Origin of the sequence: Methylococcus mesophilus (assembly GCF_026247885.1) — a bacterium.
Taxonomy (GTDB): Bacteria; Pseudomonadota; Gammaproteobacteria; order Methylococcales; family Methylococcaceae; genus Methylococcus; species Methylococcus mesophilus.
This window is the reverse complement of record NZ_CP110921.1, coordinates 3,571,274-3,586,042: the sequence shown is the minus strand read 5'-3', so window position 1 is coordinate 3,586,042 and position 14,769 is coordinate 3,571,274. Positions and strand designations below refer to the sequence as shown.

At 64.3% G+C, this 14,769-nt stretch carries 16 protein-coding genes; 5 read left to right on the top strand and 11 right to left on the bottom strand.

What is annotated here, in order from left to right:
• The first annotated feature begins 2 nt into the window (after positions 1-2).
• From folK to panD, 4 genes are all read left to right on the top strand, one after another.
• Positions 3-500, top strand: coding sequence for a 2-amino-4-hydroxy-6-hydroxymethyldihydropteridine diphosphokinase (gene folK, locus OOT43_RS17070; protein ID WP_266021858.1), 498 nt, complete (start codon positions 3-5; stop codon positions 498-500).
• Positions 493-1,302, top strand: a complete 810-nt coding sequence (panB, locus tag OOT43_RS17065) for a 3-methyl-2-oxobutanoate hydroxymethyltransferase (protein ID WP_266021857.1) — start codon at positions 493-495, stop codon at positions 1,300-1,302. Before folK ends, panB begins: the two co-directional genes overlap by 8 nt.
• Positions 1,299-2,159, top strand: coding sequence for a pantoate--beta-alanine ligase (gene panC, locus OOT43_RS17060; RefSeq protein WP_266021856.1), 861 nt, complete (start codon positions 1,299-1,301; stop codon positions 2,157-2,159). The genes panB and panC overlap by 4 nt, the downstream gene beginning before the upstream one ends.
• A gap of 100 nt (positions 2,160-2,259) precedes the next feature.
• Positions 2,260-2,640, top strand: a complete 381-nt coding sequence (gene panD / locus OOT43_RS17055) for an aspartate 1-decarboxylase (RefSeq protein ID WP_266021855.1) — start codon at positions 2,260-2,262, stop codon at positions 2,638-2,640.
• A gap of 4 nt (positions 2,641-2,644) precedes the next feature.
• Here the strand turns inward: panD and folP are convergent, their stop codons facing one another.
• From folP to OOT43_RS17015, 8 genes are all read right to left on the bottom strand, one after another.
• A complete protein-coding gene (gene folP / locus OOT43_RS17050; RefSeq protein ID WP_266021854.1) occupies positions 2,645-3,481 on the bottom strand; it encodes a dihydropteroate synthase in 837 nt (278 codons plus the stop codon).
• Between the two features lie 95 nt (positions 3,482-3,576).
• Positions 3,577-4,383 (bottom strand): GTP cyclohydrolase FolE2, encoded by an 807-nt coding sequence (gene folE2 / locus OOT43_RS17045; protein WP_266021853.1) that lies wholly within the window; start codon positions 4,381-4,383, stop codon positions 3,577-3,579.
• A gap of 56 nt (positions 4,384-4,439) precedes the next feature.
• Positions 4,440-6,158 carry a formylmethanofuran dehydrogenase subunit A gene (locus tag OOT43_RS17040; RefSeq protein WP_266021852.1) on the bottom strand — a complete coding sequence of 573 codons (1,719 nt, stop codon included), beginning with the start codon at positions 6,156-6,158 and terminating at the stop codon, positions 4,440-4,442.
• Between the two features lie 15 nt (positions 6,159-6,173).
• The gene (locus OOT43_RS17035; RefSeq protein ID WP_266021851.1) at positions 6,174-6,842 is read right to left on the bottom strand and encodes a DUF1826 domain-containing protein; all 669 of its coding nucleotides are present in this window, start codon (positions 6,840-6,842) and stop codon (positions 6,174-6,176) included.
• Positions 6,839-8,068, bottom strand: coding sequence for a zinc metallochaperone GTPase ZigA (gene zigA, locus OOT43_RS17030; RefSeq protein WP_266021850.1), 1,230 nt, complete (start codon positions 8,066-8,068; stop codon positions 6,839-6,841). The genes OOT43_RS17035 and zigA overlap by 4 nt, the downstream gene beginning before the upstream one ends.
• Before the next feature lie 25 nt (positions 8,069-8,093).
• The gene (locus OOT43_RS17025) at positions 8,094-10,223 is read right to left on the bottom strand and encodes a TonB-dependent receptor (RefSeq protein WP_266021849.1); all 2,130 of its coding nucleotides are present in this window, start codon (positions 10,221-10,223) and stop codon (positions 8,094-8,096) included.
• A 226-nt stretch (positions 10,224-10,449) separates the two neighbouring features.
• A complete protein-coding gene (locus OOT43_RS17020; RefSeq protein WP_266021848.1) occupies positions 10,450-10,950 on the bottom strand; it encodes a transcriptional repressor in 501 nt (166 codons plus the stop codon).
• Positions 10,951-10,964: 14 nt separating this feature from the next.
• Positions 10,965-11,459, bottom strand: a complete 495-nt coding sequence (locus tag OOT43_RS17015) for a hypothetical protein (RefSeq protein ID WP_266021847.1) — start codon at positions 11,457-11,459, stop codon at positions 10,965-10,967.
• Between the two features lie 133 nt (positions 11,460-11,592).
• Between OOT43_RS17015 and OOT43_RS17010 the strand changes: the two genes are divergently transcribed.
• The gene (locus OOT43_RS17010; protein WP_266021845.1) at positions 11,593-11,982 is read left to right on the top strand and encodes a hypothetical protein; all 390 of its coding nucleotides are present in this window, start codon (positions 11,593-11,595) and stop codon (positions 11,980-11,982) included.
• Positions 11,983-11,992: 10 nt separating this feature from the next.
• Here the strand turns inward: OOT43_RS17010 and OOT43_RS17005 are convergent, their stop codons facing one another.
• Genes OOT43_RS17005 through pyrR form a run of 3 tightly spaced genes read right to left on the bottom strand, consistent with a single transcriptional unit; the run spans position 11,993 to position 14,768 of the window.
• Positions 11,993-13,276, bottom strand: coding sequence for a dihydroorotase (locus OOT43_RS17005; protein ID WP_266021844.1), 1,284 nt, complete (start codon positions 13,274-13,276; stop codon positions 11,993-11,995).
• Complete coding sequence (locus OOT43_RS17000; RefSeq protein WP_266021843.1) at positions 13,273-14,259, bottom strand: aspartate carbamoyltransferase catalytic subunit; 987 nt, start codon at positions 14,257-14,259, stop codon at positions 13,273-13,275. The genes OOT43_RS17005 and OOT43_RS17000 overlap by 4 nt, the downstream gene beginning before the upstream one ends.
• Positions 14,256-14,768 carry a bifunctional pyr operon transcriptional regulator/uracil phosphoribosyltransferase PyrR gene (gene pyrR, locus OOT43_RS16995; RefSeq protein ID WP_266021842.1) on the bottom strand — a complete coding sequence of 171 codons (513 nt, stop codon included), beginning with the start codon at positions 14,766-14,768 and terminating at the stop codon, positions 14,256-14,258. Before pyrR ends, OOT43_RS17000 begins: the two co-directional genes overlap by 4 nt.
• Position 14,769: the final 1 nt, after the last annotated feature.

Sequence of the window (14,769 nt, the reverse complement as noted above, 5' to 3'; positions counted from 1 at the left end):
GAATGAGCGGCGAAAGCAAGGCCTACATCGGTCTAGGCGGCAATCTCGGCGACGCGGCCGAAACCGTGCAGACCGCCCGGCGGGCGATCGGAGCCGTGCCCGGCGTGCGGGAACTCGCCTTTTCCAGTCTTTACCGCAGTGCCCCGATGGGGCCGAGCGGCCAGCCGGACTACGTCAATGCCGTCATGGCCGTCGCCACGACGCTGGTGCCGCAGGATCTGCTCCAGGCGCTCCAGCGGATCGAACAGGACCACGGTCGCGTCCGTACCGGCGAGCGCTGGGGACCGAGGACGCTCGACCTCGACCTGCTCCTCTACGACGACCTCGTGCTCGACACGGAGACCCTGACGATTCCACATCCCGGCATCGCCGAACGGGAATTCGTGCTGCATCCGCTGGCGGAAATCGCTCCCGACCTCCACGTTCCCAACCATGGTCCCTTGCGGGAGCTGGTCCGGAACTGCCCCCGCAAAGGCCTTACGGTCATCGCTCATGACTGATCCGGTGACCCTGCCCGGCCTGCTCGCCATGAAGCGGCGGGGAGAAAAGATCGCCTCCCTCACGGCCTACGACGCCTCCACCGCGGCCTTGCAGGACGAGGCCGGGATCGAGGTCATCCTGGTCGGCGATTCTGTCGGCAACGTCATCCAGGGCCAGCCCACCACCCTGAACGTCACGCTCGACCACATGGTGTACCACACTGCCTGCGTGCAGCGCGCGGCGCGGCGCGCCCTGATTCTGGCCGACCTCCCCTTCCTGAGCTACTGCACCCCGGAACAGGCGGCCCATAGCGCCGCCCGTCTGATCCGCGAAGGCGGCGCACAGACGGTCAAGCTGGAAGGCGGGCGGGAGCGGCTCGGCATCGTCAGGTTCCTGACGGAGCAGAACGTCCCGGTATGCGGCCATCTGGGTCTGCAGCCGCAAGCGATCCACCGCTTGGGCCGTTACGCCGTCCAGGGCCGCGATGCCGAATCGGCAAACCGCATGATCGAAGACGCCTGCCTGCTGGCCGACGCCGGCGCAGTGCTCCTGGTGCTCGAATGCATCCCCTGGGAACTGGCCCAGGAAATCACCGCCGCCGTCGACATACCCACCATCGGCATCGGCGCCGGCCGTCATTGCGATGGCCAGGTCTTGGTCTGGCAGGACATGTTGGGCATGAGCGCGCAGCACCTGCGTTTCTCCAAGGACTTCCTCGCCGGCAATGCGGGGATTCGAGGGGCGCTCTCGGCCTATGTGCGCGAGGTCAAGGCCGGCATCTTCCCGAGCGACGTACACAGCTTCGGCCGCAACGGTCCATGAGAATCGTCCGCAGGAAAACGGAACTCGAAGCCGCCCTGGCGCAATGGCGGGCGGCGGGCGGCAGCATCGCCTTCGTGCCCACCATGGGCAACCTGCACGCCGGCCACCTGCACCTGGTCGACACGGCGAAGATGCGGGCCGCACGGGTGGTCGTCAGCATCTTCGTCAACCCGACCCAGTTCGGGCCCGGCGAAGATCTGGCCGCCTATCCCCGCACACCCGAGTTGGACGTCGAGCGGCTCCGCGATCATCAGGCCGACCTGCTGTATCTGCCCGACGCAGCCGACGTCTACCCCGACGACGGCCAGCCGGCGACCTTCGTCGAAGTGCCCGGGCTGTCGGAACAGCTCTGCGGAAAATTCCGGCCCGGCCATTTCCGCGGCGTCGCAACCGTGGTCTGCAAGCTGTTGAACCGGGTCCGGCCGGACCTCGCCTTGTTCGGCCAAAAGGACTTTCAACAACTGACCGTCATCCGCAAGATGGTGCGCGACCTCGACATGGCCGTGACGATCATGGGCGTCCCGACGGTGCGCGAGCCCAGCGGCTTGGCCATGAGTTCCCGCAACGCTTATCTCAGCCCGGAGGAAAAGGAACACGCTTCCCTCATCTTCCACACGCTGAGCCGGGCCGCCGAAGCCGTGCGCGAGGGCGAGCGGGATTACCCTCGCATCGAGCGGAAAGCCACCGAGGCGCTCGAAGCCGGCGGCTTCACGGTCGACTATGTCAGCATCCGGCGACAGCGGGACCTTGCCGCGCCTTCGGCAGAGGACGACGCGCTCGTGATCCTGGCGGCGGCGCATCTGGGCAGGGCACGATTGATCGACAACATCCTGATTTCTCTCGACACAACCCGTTGATGAAATGGATTGTTTCCGATTCGCCACAGTCGCCGGATTGCTACGCTCCTGCCCATCCGGCATAATCCCACGCCCTGATCAGACCTGACAGGTACGCTCAATGCAAACCACGATGTTGAAAGCCAAGTTGCACCGAGCGCGTGTGACCCATTCGGAGCTCGAATACGAAGGCTCCTGCGCCATCGACGGCGCCCTGCTCGACTGTGCCGGCATTCGCGAATACGAGCAAATCCAGATCTACAATGTCAACAACGGCGAACGCTTCACCACCTACGCCATCCGCGCCGCCGACGGCTCCGGCACCGTCTCGGTCAACGGCGCCGCCGCCCGCCTCGCCGCCGTGGGCGACATCGTCATCATCTGCGCCTATGTCGGCTTGAACCAGGCCGAGCTGGCCGTTTACCGGCCGAATCTGGTCTACGTCAACGAAAACAACGAAATCACCCGGACCAGCCACGCCATTCCGGTACAGGCTGCCTGAAGCCCTACCGCGCGCGGCGGATCGCGGCCGCGACATCCGCCGCCTGCCGGTTTTCCTTCACGTCGTGAACCCGAAACAGCCGCACCCCCGCTGAAACGCCCAGCGCGGTGGTCGCCACCGTCGCCGGCACCAGGGCCGCCGGCTCGGTTTCGCCGCAGACCGCTCCCATGAAGCGCTTCCGGCTGGTGCCCAACAACACCGGGTAACCCATTGCGACGAAGCGGTCCAGATGGGCCATCAGCTTCAGATTGTCGTCCCGGCGCTTGCCGAAGCCGATGCCGGGATCGAACAGGATGGATTCGCGCGGGACGCCGGCGCGCCCGGCCGCCTCCGACCGCTCCAGCAAGAATTCCAACACTTCGCCCACGACGTCGTCGTAATGCGGCCGCTCCTGCATGGTCTTAGGGCTACCCTGCATGTGCATCAGCACGATCGGCACTCCATCCGCCGCCGCGAGCGACAACATGGCCGGATCGTCCCGACCGGCCGAAACGTCATTGATCAGGTCCGCACCGGCGGCCAGGGCCGAGCGCGCCACTTCCGCTTGGGTGGTATCGATGCTGATCGCCACCCGCTCGGGCAGCAGCACCCGCAGGCGCTCGATGACCGGAACCACACGTGCGATCTGGACCGCGGCCTGGACCGGTTCCGCCCCCGGCCGGGTCGACTCCCCGCCCACGTCGATCACGTCGGCGCCCTCTCCCGCCATGAAGACGCCGCGGCGGACGGCCTGCTCGACGTCGTCGTACAGGCCGCCGTCGGAGAAACTGTCGGGGGTGACGTTGAGGATGCCCATGATCAGGGGGCGATCCAGGGCGAGCGAAGCATGCAATCGGTTCATGGAACGGTCCGGGCGATTTTTGGCCCGCCATTCTATTCGATCGCGTCGGTTCCCGTACCAGTGAATTCGAGGCCGTCAGCGGCGGAGGGAGGGCCTCAAGCGGCCGCCATCCCCTTGTCACGCTCGATCAGCGCGGAGGCCGAATGATTGTGGATGGACTCGAAATTCTCCACCTCGACCGCGTATGCCGCGACACGCGGTTCGGCGTCCAAACGGGCGGCCACACCGCGTACCAGATCCTCGACGAAGCGGGGATGGTCATAGGCGTATTCGGTGACGTACTTTTCGTCGGGACGTTTCAGGAGATCGTAAATCGGCGAAGAAGCCTCTGCCTCCACCCACTCGATCAGCTCTTCGATCCACACGAAATCACGCATGCGCACGGCGGCCGTGACATGAGAGCGCTGGTTGTGGGCGCCGCGTTCGGAAATTGCCTTGGAACAAGGGCACAGGCTGGTGACCGGCACGGTCACACTAAGCCATGTCGTCGTTGCGGCGCCGGAAACTTCGCCAATCAGGGCGACCTCGTAATCCATGAGACTCCTGACGCCTGTCACCGGCGCCCGTTTTTCCAGAAAATAGGGAAAACGCATTTCGATGTGACCCGCCTCGGCGTTCAGGCGCTCCACCATTTCCGCCAGCATCGCCTCGAAGGAGTCGATGTCGATCTCGCGGTCGTGGCCATTAATGATCTCCACGAAGCGCGACATGTGGGTCCCCTTGAAATGGTGCGGCAGACTCACCGCCATGTCGAAACGGGCGACAGTGTGCTGTTCGCCCGGACTTCGATCCCGGACCCTCACCGGATGGCGAATGCCCTTGATCCCGACCCTGTCGATGTCTATGCGGCGCAGGTCCGCTCGGCCTTGCACGTCGTCGATGGCCAAGCCTTCCTCCTCCATGCCTCGTCCTCGATCGTTTTGAAATCCACGGGGGCCCCGCCGTGCGTCAGGAGTTCTCATGCCGCCCGAATCGAGCGGAAACGCTCGGCATCTTCGCGTTCGAAAGCCACGCCGCCCACGGTGAAATGGTCCAGCGACAGGCTGTAGAAGCGATCGAAATAGGCTTTGACGTCGCGCTCGATGCGCCTGTCGTAGCAAGGCTCGATAGTCAGCGCCGAACCCGCTGGGCGATCGACCACGGCGCCCTCGCGAACCACGAGTCTTCCACCTTTCCATACCCACGCCGCATCGGCGAACATCGCCCGCTTGTCCGCCTGGGGCCGGTAGACCGCGACATCGGCAATGGCGCCGGAACACAGGTGGCCACGGTCTTCCAAACCCAGAAGACGCGCCGCCGCCGCCCGTGTCATGACCGCAACGTCATGGAGGGAAAACTCCCGGCGCAGGTGCGGCAAAAGCGTCAAGGCCAGCGCCTCCTGATCGAGCCGGGCCATGACTGATGCACGGTAGTCGGCGTCCATCAGCAAGCGGATCAGTTCCGGATAGGCGGTGAAAGGCGCGCCGTTAGGATGATCGGTGGTGAAAAACAGCCGCCAGGGGTCTTCCGCCAGCAGGAAAATCTCGAGACCGACGGCCCACTGCAGGGTGTTGACGAAACTCCGCTCCCGGTACCGGTAAGGCACCACCCCGCCGGCGCCGTCGCACTCGGCCTCCCACACCACCCATTTGCTGGGGCTGGCGTCGCCGCGGCGGCTGTACTGCGCGATCACGTCGCCAGAAACGGTCACCGTCTGCCCGAACAGCACCTGACCCACATCCATGGTGATGTTGGGGTGGCGGTGGAAAGCCTCCATCAGACGCGCCGCGCCCGAGGAAAAACCCTTGGCGCCCTCCTTGCCGTAACCGTAGAACTGGACGTGCGCCAGATGCATGGGCAAGCCCTGCGCAGCCTCCATGGTAGCGACAGCGGTTTCCACGTTGCCCGGCACACCCAGATTGTTGCAGTGGACGTGCACGGGATGCGGGATGCCCAGCTCGCACACGGCCCGCTGCAGCGTTTGCAGGATTTGGCGGGAGCTGACACCGTAATACGGCACCACATCGTCCAGATCGAACTGGCGCACGTTCCATTTGAAGGCCGCGGCCCCGCCGGCATTGATCACCTTGAGTCCCAGGCAGCGGGTGGCACGCAGCGTCCATGCCACGTAGTCGTTGACCTGCGCCTGGCTGGCCTTGTCGCGCAGCAATCCCAGCAGAAAATCGTCGCTGCCCAGGATGGCCAGGCCCGCCGTGTCGACGATGGGAATGTCGGCCATCTGCAGATGGGCGTCCAGGGCGTTGGCCGGCAGCACCGCCGGCTCGACCACGGTGGTATACCCCATCCGGGCGTAACGGTGGCCGATGTCGGCGCTCGACCATTTGGCCGTACTGACAAATCCGGCGGGAGCCAACTGGGACCGCAAAGCAAGCCCCGAAGGGACGAATCCCATGGACGGCGTGAGCTCCGGAGGGTTCAGCCACCGCGCCATCGAGTTCCGATGCTGCTCCGGCAGAAGCACCCTCGCCGTGTTCACATTGCCGCCGGCAATATGGCTGTGGATGTCGATCGCTCCGGCCATGAGGATATGGCCCGAAAGGTCGTGCACCTCATCGACTGTGGCATCGGGCCCCGGGTCGGCGGCGACGCACCCATCCCGGAGGTACAGATCGCGGATCTCCCCCGCCCAACCCTGCACCGGGTCGTAGACGGACGCGCCTGCAAGCTTGATCAGCACGCTGCAACCCTCCTGCTATAGGACTAGGTCCAGGGTCAACAGCAGACGGCGCGGATGTTCGGACGTTGGCCTGGGGGAGCGATGCACGACGCCGGGATAGTCCCTCCCCGCCCAGGTGGCGCCCTTCATCAGGGCGACGGCATGGGCGGGCATGGCGCGCACGCCGCCGAGAATCAGCCCGGAATCCTCGTCGGCCAAGCCTTTCGAACCGGCCAGCCCCAGCTTGCTGCGGTCGACCTCGTCGTCCGCCAGCCACTCGGTCCCCAACCCACCGTAGGTGCACACCAGCCGGCAGGGTACGAAATCAACATGGAAGCGCGGACACATGGCCTGGTTCAGCGTGCGCAGACGCAGCCCAACCGAGCCGGTTTCGAACAGGTCGCAGAAGGCCGCGGTGAGCCGGGCGACGTCCCGCCACCATGAATCGTGGCCCTCCAGCTCCCGGTACCGGGGCAGCAGCGAGGAAAAATCGAAATGCTCGAAGGACAACGCCTGCGACGATTCGATTGCGTCCCCGCGCTTCAGCAGTTCGCCCACGAAGCGCTCGATCGCCGGCTCGGGCTCGCGCCGGATCAGGCAGAGATTGACGTCCGGCTGGTAGATGCACGCCAGATCAGCGAAATCGTCCGAAAGCACAGCGTGTGGACCGTCCGCGGTATAGGACAAGGAGGCAAGCGCCGTCATGCCGCATCCCCCGGCAGCCAGGAGGGAAAAGGATCGGGATAGCTGCGCCAACGTCCAAGACCTCCGGCCAGTTCTTCATCCGTCAGCAGGCAGGCGTCAAGGCTGCTACAGACCTGGCCTGAATCCACGTTCTGCCCGATGAAGACCAGTTCCTGCCGGCAGTCGCCGTAGGGCTCCAGCCAGTCCTCGGCGATATGCGATTCCAGTCCTTCCGGCCAGTCGCGGCGCGGTACCGCGGCCCACCAGCGCCCGGCACAACCGTGGTGCATGATGCCGCCGGCCTGCGACCAGGAGCCCGCCCACTCAGGACGCGAAGCGAGCCAAAAGAATCCCTTGGAGCGGAGGAAAATACCGCTGCTCCAGTTCTCGCCGTACAGATAATCGAAAAAGCGCTGAGGGTGAAATGGACGGCGGGCCTGGTAAACGAAGCTGGCAATCCCATACTCCTCGGTCTCCGGTGTGTGCTCGCCCCGCAGTTCCTTGAGCCAGCCGGGCGCCATTTCGGCTTGCGCAAAATCGAACCGGCGGGTATTCAAGACCTTGTCCAGCGCCACCTGCCCCATCACCATGGGCAGAATCTCGGCTGTGGGATTGAGGCTGTGCAGGATTCCTGTGAGGTTGGCCAGTTCGTCGCGCCCGATGAGATCGGTCTTGCTGATCAGAATCACATTGCTGAACTCGATCTGGTCGACGAGGAGATCGGCGACGTTGCGCTCGTCGTCCTCGCCCAGGGACTCGCCGCTCTCCTTCAAGCTGAGAGCTTCCATATAGTTGGGCATGAAGTTGACGGCATCCACCACTGTCACCAGAGTGTCCAGACGGGCAACGTCGGACAGGCTGGCGCCGTCTTCATCGCGGAAAGTGAAGGTTTCCGCGACGGGCAGAGGTTCGGCGATGCCGGTGGACTCTATAACCAGGTAATCGAAACGCCCCTCACGCGCCATGCGCCCCACTTCGATCAACAGATCTTCGCGCAGGGTGCAGCAAATGCAGCCATTGCTCATCTCAACCAGTTTTTCCTCTGCCCGGTTGAGCTGGACTTCGCTACGGATCAGGGCAGCGTCGACGTTGACCTCGCTCATGTCGTTGACGATGACCGCCACCTTGCGGTTTTCCCGGTTGGCGAGTATGTAGTTGAGCAGCGTCGTCTTCCCGGCGCCAAGAAAACCGGACAGCACCGTAACCGGGAGCTTGCTCCGCCCGTCAATTTGCGAATTCTCATTCATGGGGATTCTGCCGCTTCTGCACTTCCTAGTAGGTGATCCGTATGCCCAACTCCGCCCCGCGCCCCGCCTCCGGCGCGAAATAGCGCAGGTAGGAGGTGGAGTTTCGGATGTTGTCGTTGAGCAGGTTGTTGCCTTGAGCGAAGACCAGCACGTCGGCGTCCTTGAATGCCTTGACCTCGTACTGCACACCCAGGTTGAGCAGCACGTAGCCGTTGGTCATGGCATCGTTCTGGCCGGCATAGATCTGCTTCTCACCGCGAGTCAGCCGCAGATTGCTGCTCCAGTGCTCGTCGTAGGCATAGTCGAGCTGGAAGCCGTAGCGCAGCGGCGGCATGCGCGGCACGTTGCCGCCGTTGACGAACTGGCCGCGGGTGAAGTCGCTGAACAGGGTCAGGTCGATCACGCCGTAATGGTTCTCCATCAGCGGAAATTTGACGTTGCCTTCATAGCCCAGGAAATACGCGCCGGCCTGAGTGGTCTGCACTACCGGGAAACAGGCGCCCGGACTCGTGCACGCGTTCTCGAACTGTTCGGTATCTTCGTTGAACACCTCATCCGTGATCTGCTGGTAGATGTAGTCGTTCACGAAATTCTGGAACACGTTGAGCTCGGCGCTGATGCCATGGCTCTTGTAGCGGTAGCCCCAGTCGAAGTTGTAGGAGGTCTCCTCAATGAGATTGGGATCGCCCAGCTCGTAGCTGTGAGTGGCATCGTGCACGCCGTCGGTGAACAGCTCCTGCACCTGGGGCGCCCGCTGCGAGCGGGTCGCGGCGAAGCTGACGGTGTGTTCGTCGTCGAGCTTCCACTGCCCGGAGCCGGAGGCGCTGATCGGCGCATAACTGCGGTTGGGGCCGCCTTGCGGGTCGACGGAATCGGATTCTCCTCGGAGTCCCAGCTCATAGAGCCCCGCGCCGAGCTCGAAGGATTCGACCGCGAACACGCCGTAGCTGCCGAGCTGCGATTTGGGCACCAGCGCGTCAGGGGAGCCGATTTCGATCGCCTCGAAATCGGCCGAACTCATCTGTACCCCAACGACACCCTTCACGATGCCGATGGGCTGATGCACAACTTCCAGACGGCCTTCGTTGGTCGTCTTGTTGAAACGGGCGGCCGCCACGCTGTCGTCCAGCTCGGTGTGGGTGTAATTGATGTGGCCGAAGCGCATGCGCACGGTCTCGACGAAATCCACCGGGGCGTTCAGCTCGCTCTTGAAATCGTAGCGCGACTCCTTGAGGTTGATCCGGGTGTCACCCGCGCCAGGCGAGCCATCGGGCGGAATGCCGTAGTTGTTGCCGAGATAGTTGATCGACACCCCGGCGAAGCCCGGCTCGCCCACGAGGGAAAAACCGGCAGAACCGCCCTTGGCCCGATTTTCGGTGTTGGGGATGACGCCGTAGGAATTCTGAATCGGGCTGCCTTGCAAAGCCAGGTCGGTCTGGCGCGCCTGAGTCTCGGCGATCGCCGGACCGCCGATGTGCAGATTGTTGCCATCGCGGTAAAAGCCGTCCAGATGATAGGACACCAGATCCTGGCCGCCCTCTACCTTGAGATTGGTCGTGGTCTGGCCCGAGACCGAGTTGAACCGCTGTTCCCCGGTCGCCGTCATCAGTTTGTCCGGCACCAGCGAGGGAATGCGGTTGTCGAGGACGTTGACGATGCCGCCGATCGCCCCGCTGCCGTACAGCAGAGTCGCCGGACCGCGCAGTACTTCCACGCGGTCGGCCAGCACCGGTTCCACCGCATTGGCATGGTCCGGGCTGATCTGCGACACGTCGCCGGTGCCTATGCTGTTGGTCATAACCTGGACACGTGGCCCCGTCTGTCCCCGGATCACCGGTATGCCTACGCCCGGACCGAAGGATTCGCTGGTCACGCCGGCTTCCTGCTTGAGGGTTTCACCGATCGTGCCCCCAATCTTCCGGCGCAATTCGCTGCCCGTCAGCACGGTCACCGGCCGCGCCATTTCGGAGACCCTTTCTTCCAACGGACTGCTGATGACGACCGGTTCGAGCTGCACAGGAGCCGGCTCCACACCGGCGGCGGGCTGATCCTTCTCGCTAGGGACCCGCTTGCCCGCTGGCTCGGAAACCTCGGCGGCATGGATCGGCGCCGCTAACGCAATGGAGCACAAAGACAGGGAAAATCGTTTGAGCATGATGCTTCCTGAACCTTTCTTGGATCAGCAATGATGTTATATCGTCACTCGTCTCGCGCCATCCGCTCCCTTATGTTCCGGCAAACACTCGCAGCCAACCCGAAGAGCAGCTCTAGCAGCGGGCGAAATTATATATGTTATAAAGTAACAAAAACAAGCCGACCCTTGTCGCGCCAGGACGATGCCGCAACCCGCACCAGTGGTCAGGCAGGAATTCCGGAAAAACTCAAAAGGAAGGTTCTTGCGCCGCGCAAGCCGTGCAAATGCCGTGTATTTCCAGCGCCTTGTAGCGAACGCGAAAACCGGCCGAGGCGATTTCCGCAGCCACGGCGGCCATGACGGATGAGGCGGCACGCTCTTCGACCGTATGACAGCGGTCGCAGATCAGCAGCAGGAGCTCGTGCTGGCGTCCCACGTCACTGCAGCCGATGAAGGCATTGAGGCTCTCGACGCGGTGGATGAAGCCCTGCTCCAGCAGGAAATCCAGCGCCCGGTATACGGTTGCGGGCTTGGCCGACGGATCGAACGACTTGAGCAGTTCGAGCAGGTCGTAAGCCTTGACCGCCTCGTGGTTTTCCCAGATCAGCGCGAGCACTTTGCGCCGCAGCGGCGTGAAGCGCACCCCGCGCTCGCTGCAGAGTTTTTCGGCACGGCCCAGGGCGCGATCTATGCACCCCTGATGGTCGTGGCCGCCGACCGGCGTGAGCGTGGCCACGTCCGCTGTCAAGGTCCCTCCGAAACTCACTGCGGACGGCCGGGACGCTCCGACTGGCGCAGCGGCGCCGGCTGCTGCCCTGCGCCCTGGCGTGAACGCGAGGAACCGAGGCTGGTATCCACCAGCTTCGCAATCATGTCGTCCCAGGAAGCGTACTGCCTGAACTCCGGATCACCCGCCGCGATCCTAGCGTTGACCGCAGTCCTTGCCAGTTCGATGACCTCTTCGGGCGTCATACCGTCCACCGCCTTGGCGAAGGCGTCCGGCCCCTCCTGCGACTTGATCTTGTCGAGGAGGCCGAACGCCGTATCGAAGATCACGCGATCGTTGGTCGACAGGTAGCGCTTGACCTTCATCGCGGACTTGTATGCCGCAGCCTTGGTCACCCCATTGATTTCCGCGGTTCTCGACATGAATGCCGGGAGGAAATAGATGACCGCGAGCACCGCCATCACGACGGCGAGAACGCGCATGGCCTTGCTCGACAACCCGCTGTCTTTCTGCTCTACAGACTGGCTCATATGATTTCTCCATGGATCATTCCCCCATGGGGGAAACGGATGCTCGACGCTGGCACAAATCCCGCGATCCCAGCAAACCTACCGTCGCATTATATAATTTTCGGACCCACCCGAATCACACGTAAAACGCCTCATGCCCAAGAATTTCCATGCGCTTGCGCTTGCAATGGCATCGCTCGCCGGCTGCAGCCACGACATCGGCCTGATGCGGCAGGACGAAACCCTGACGGGATACGAATCGGCGATTCGCTGGGGCCTGTGGGAAAAGGCAACGATCTACCAGGTCAGGCGGCCCCGTCCCGAGCAGCGCCTCGACCGTCTGAACGGCTACAAGGTCACAGGTTACCAGGTGCGCTACAGGCACAGCGAGGAGCCCTCCGCCCTGCTGTTCCAGACGGTCGAGATCCGCTACCTGCGGCCGGACGAGCTCACCGAACGCAGCATGGTCGAGGAGGAGATGTGGCGCTACGACATCGACAAGGAACGCTGGATGCTGGAAACCGACCTGCCGGAATTGAAGTGAAACGCAGGCTTCACAGCGCGTAAACCAGCCGCCCGCCGGCCAGGGTAGCGGTCACCCGGCCGGTCAACGGCCACTCCCAGAACGGCGTGTTGCGGCCCGCGCTGAGCCAGCCACCGTGCGCGGGCACCCACGCCGCCGCCGGATCGAACACGCAGATGTCAGCCGGTGCGCCCGGCGCCAGCCGGCCGGAATCCAGGCCGAGTATTGCCGCCGGCCCCGCTGTCACGCGGGCAATGGCATCAGACAACGACAGCCGCCCCTCCGCCACCAAGGCGCACATCAGCGGCAGCAGGGTCTGGAGCGAAGACAGGCCGGGCTCGGTTGCGGGAAACACATCGAGCTTGGCATCCGTTTCATGCGGCTGATGGTCCGAGCACACAGCCGAAATCCGGCCGTCGGCCACGGCGGCGCGCAACGCATCGCGATCGGCTGTCGTACGAAACGGCGGACGGCTGTGGCAAAGCGCATCGAAGCCGTCGACGCTCGACTCGGTGAGGTGCAGGTGATGCACCGCCACGTCCGCGCTGACATGCACGCCTCGCGCCCGGGCCTCGGCGACCATTTCCACCGCGCGGCCGCTGCTGAGCTGGCCGAAGTGCGCGCGCACCCCGGTCTGCTCGATCAACGGGAGAGCCTGGGCGACTGCAACCGTTTCCGCCGTCTCCGGTATGCCGGGCAGACCCAGGCGGCTGCTCACCGCCCCTTCATGGACGCAGCCCTGGCTGCGCAGCCACGGGTCCTCGGGACGGAACACCACGACGAGATCGAAACTCGCCGCGTACTCCAAGGCCCGCCGCAGCACCAGCGGATGGGCGAGAGGCCGGTCGGCATTGCCCAGCGCCAGGCAGCCCGCGCGCTTCAGCGCGTACATTTCGCTCAGATCGGTCCCCGTGAGGCCGCGGGTCAGGGCGCCGATGGGCAGCACCCGGACTTTAGCCGCCTGCTCGGCACGCTCGGTGACCAGCTTGACCACGGCGGGGGTGTCGATGACCGGAACGGTGTCCGGCGGACAGCACAGCGTAGTAACGCCGCCGGCCGCCGCGGCGGCGCTTTCCGAGGCGATGCTGCCCTTGTGCTCCTGCCCCGGCTCCCTGAGCCGGGCGCACAGGTCGATGAATCCGGGACACACGATTTGCCCGGCCGCATCGATGCGGCGATCGGCCTCGAATCCGTCCGGCAGGCCGCCGACGCTGGCGACGACGCCGTCCGCGACGCATACCATGCCCGGTCCGTCGAAGCCGGAAGCCGGATCGACGATGCGGCCGCCTTCGATGATGATGCGTTCGCCGCTCATGCCGCCACCTCCCTGTCCGGACCGGCGTGCATGGCCATGGACATCACCGCCATGCGCACCGCGATGCCGTTCGTCACCTGCGGGAGGATCACGGAACGGGGACCGTCGGCGATCGCTGAATCGATTTCGATGCCGCGGTTGATCGGCCCGGGATGCATGACGATGGCGTCCGGCCTGGCTTTCTCCAGACGCCTTTCGGTCAGGCCGAAGCGCTGGAAATATTCGTGTTCGGACGGAATGAACGCGCTGCCCATGCGCTCGAGCTGCAAGCGCAACATGATCACCACGTCGACGTCGCGCAATCCCTCGCTCAGATCATGGTAAGGCACCACGCCCAAGGCTTCGACGTGGGCCGGCAGCAGAGTCTTGGGCGCCACCACCCGCACCTCATCCACACCCAGCGTATTGAGCGCCCAGATCTCCGAACGCGCCACCCGGGAATGCAGGATGTCGCCGACGATGGCCACCTTGAGGCCGGCGAATTCGCCCTTGCAACGCCGGATCGTGAACACGTCCAGCATGGCCTGGGTCGGGTGGGCATGACGGCCGTCACCCGCATTGAGCACGCTGATGTGGGGCGCAACATGGCGGGCGATGAAATGGGCGGCGCCGCTCTGGGCATGGCGCACCACGAACATGTCGACGTGCATCGCCTCCAGGTTGCGGACGGTGTCGAGCAGGCTTTCGCCCTTGGAGGTCGCAGAGGTGGCGATGTTGATGTTGAGGACGTCGGCGGACAAGCGCTTGGCGGCGAGTTCGAAGGTCGTCCGGGTCCGCGTGCTGTTTTCGAAGAACAGATTGACCACGGTCTTGCCGCGCAGCAGAGGCACCTTCTTGACGTTCTGCGCCGTCACGCCGGCGAAGGATTCGGCCGTGTCCATGATCCGGACCAGCAGCTCCCGGCTCAGCCCTTCGACCGTCAGGAAATGGCGCAGACGCCCGGAAGCATCGAGCTGGATATCAGCGGCGGCCGTCGCGCTCATCGCCCCCCCGCACGAATCGTCAGCTGCAAGGGCTCGGGACCGACGAGCTTGATGCGCTGCCCCGGCTCCAGCTCCACCCGCCCGCCGATGCAGTCAGCCTGGATCGGAATCTGCCTCCCGTTGCGATCGATCAACACGCCGAGCACGATCTCCGCCGGACGGCCGTAGTCGAAGATCTCGTTCAACGCGGCGCGCACGGTACGGCCGGTGTACAGCACGTCGTCGATCAGCACGATGTTCCGGCCGTCGACGCGAAAAGGCAGCTTGCTCGCCCGCACGTCCGGATTCATGCCCGATTGCGGGTAATCGTCCCGATAGAAGGAAATATCCAGATACCCCAGCGGCTCGGAGAACCCCAAACGCCGATGCAAGATTTCCGCGATCCAAGCCCCGCCCGTGTGGACGCCGATCATGGCCGGATCGTCGACCCGGCGCCGGACGAGTTCCTCCCGCAATGAAGCTTCCAGACGCGCCAGCAGCGTTTCGACGTCGAGATCCGCTTGACTCATG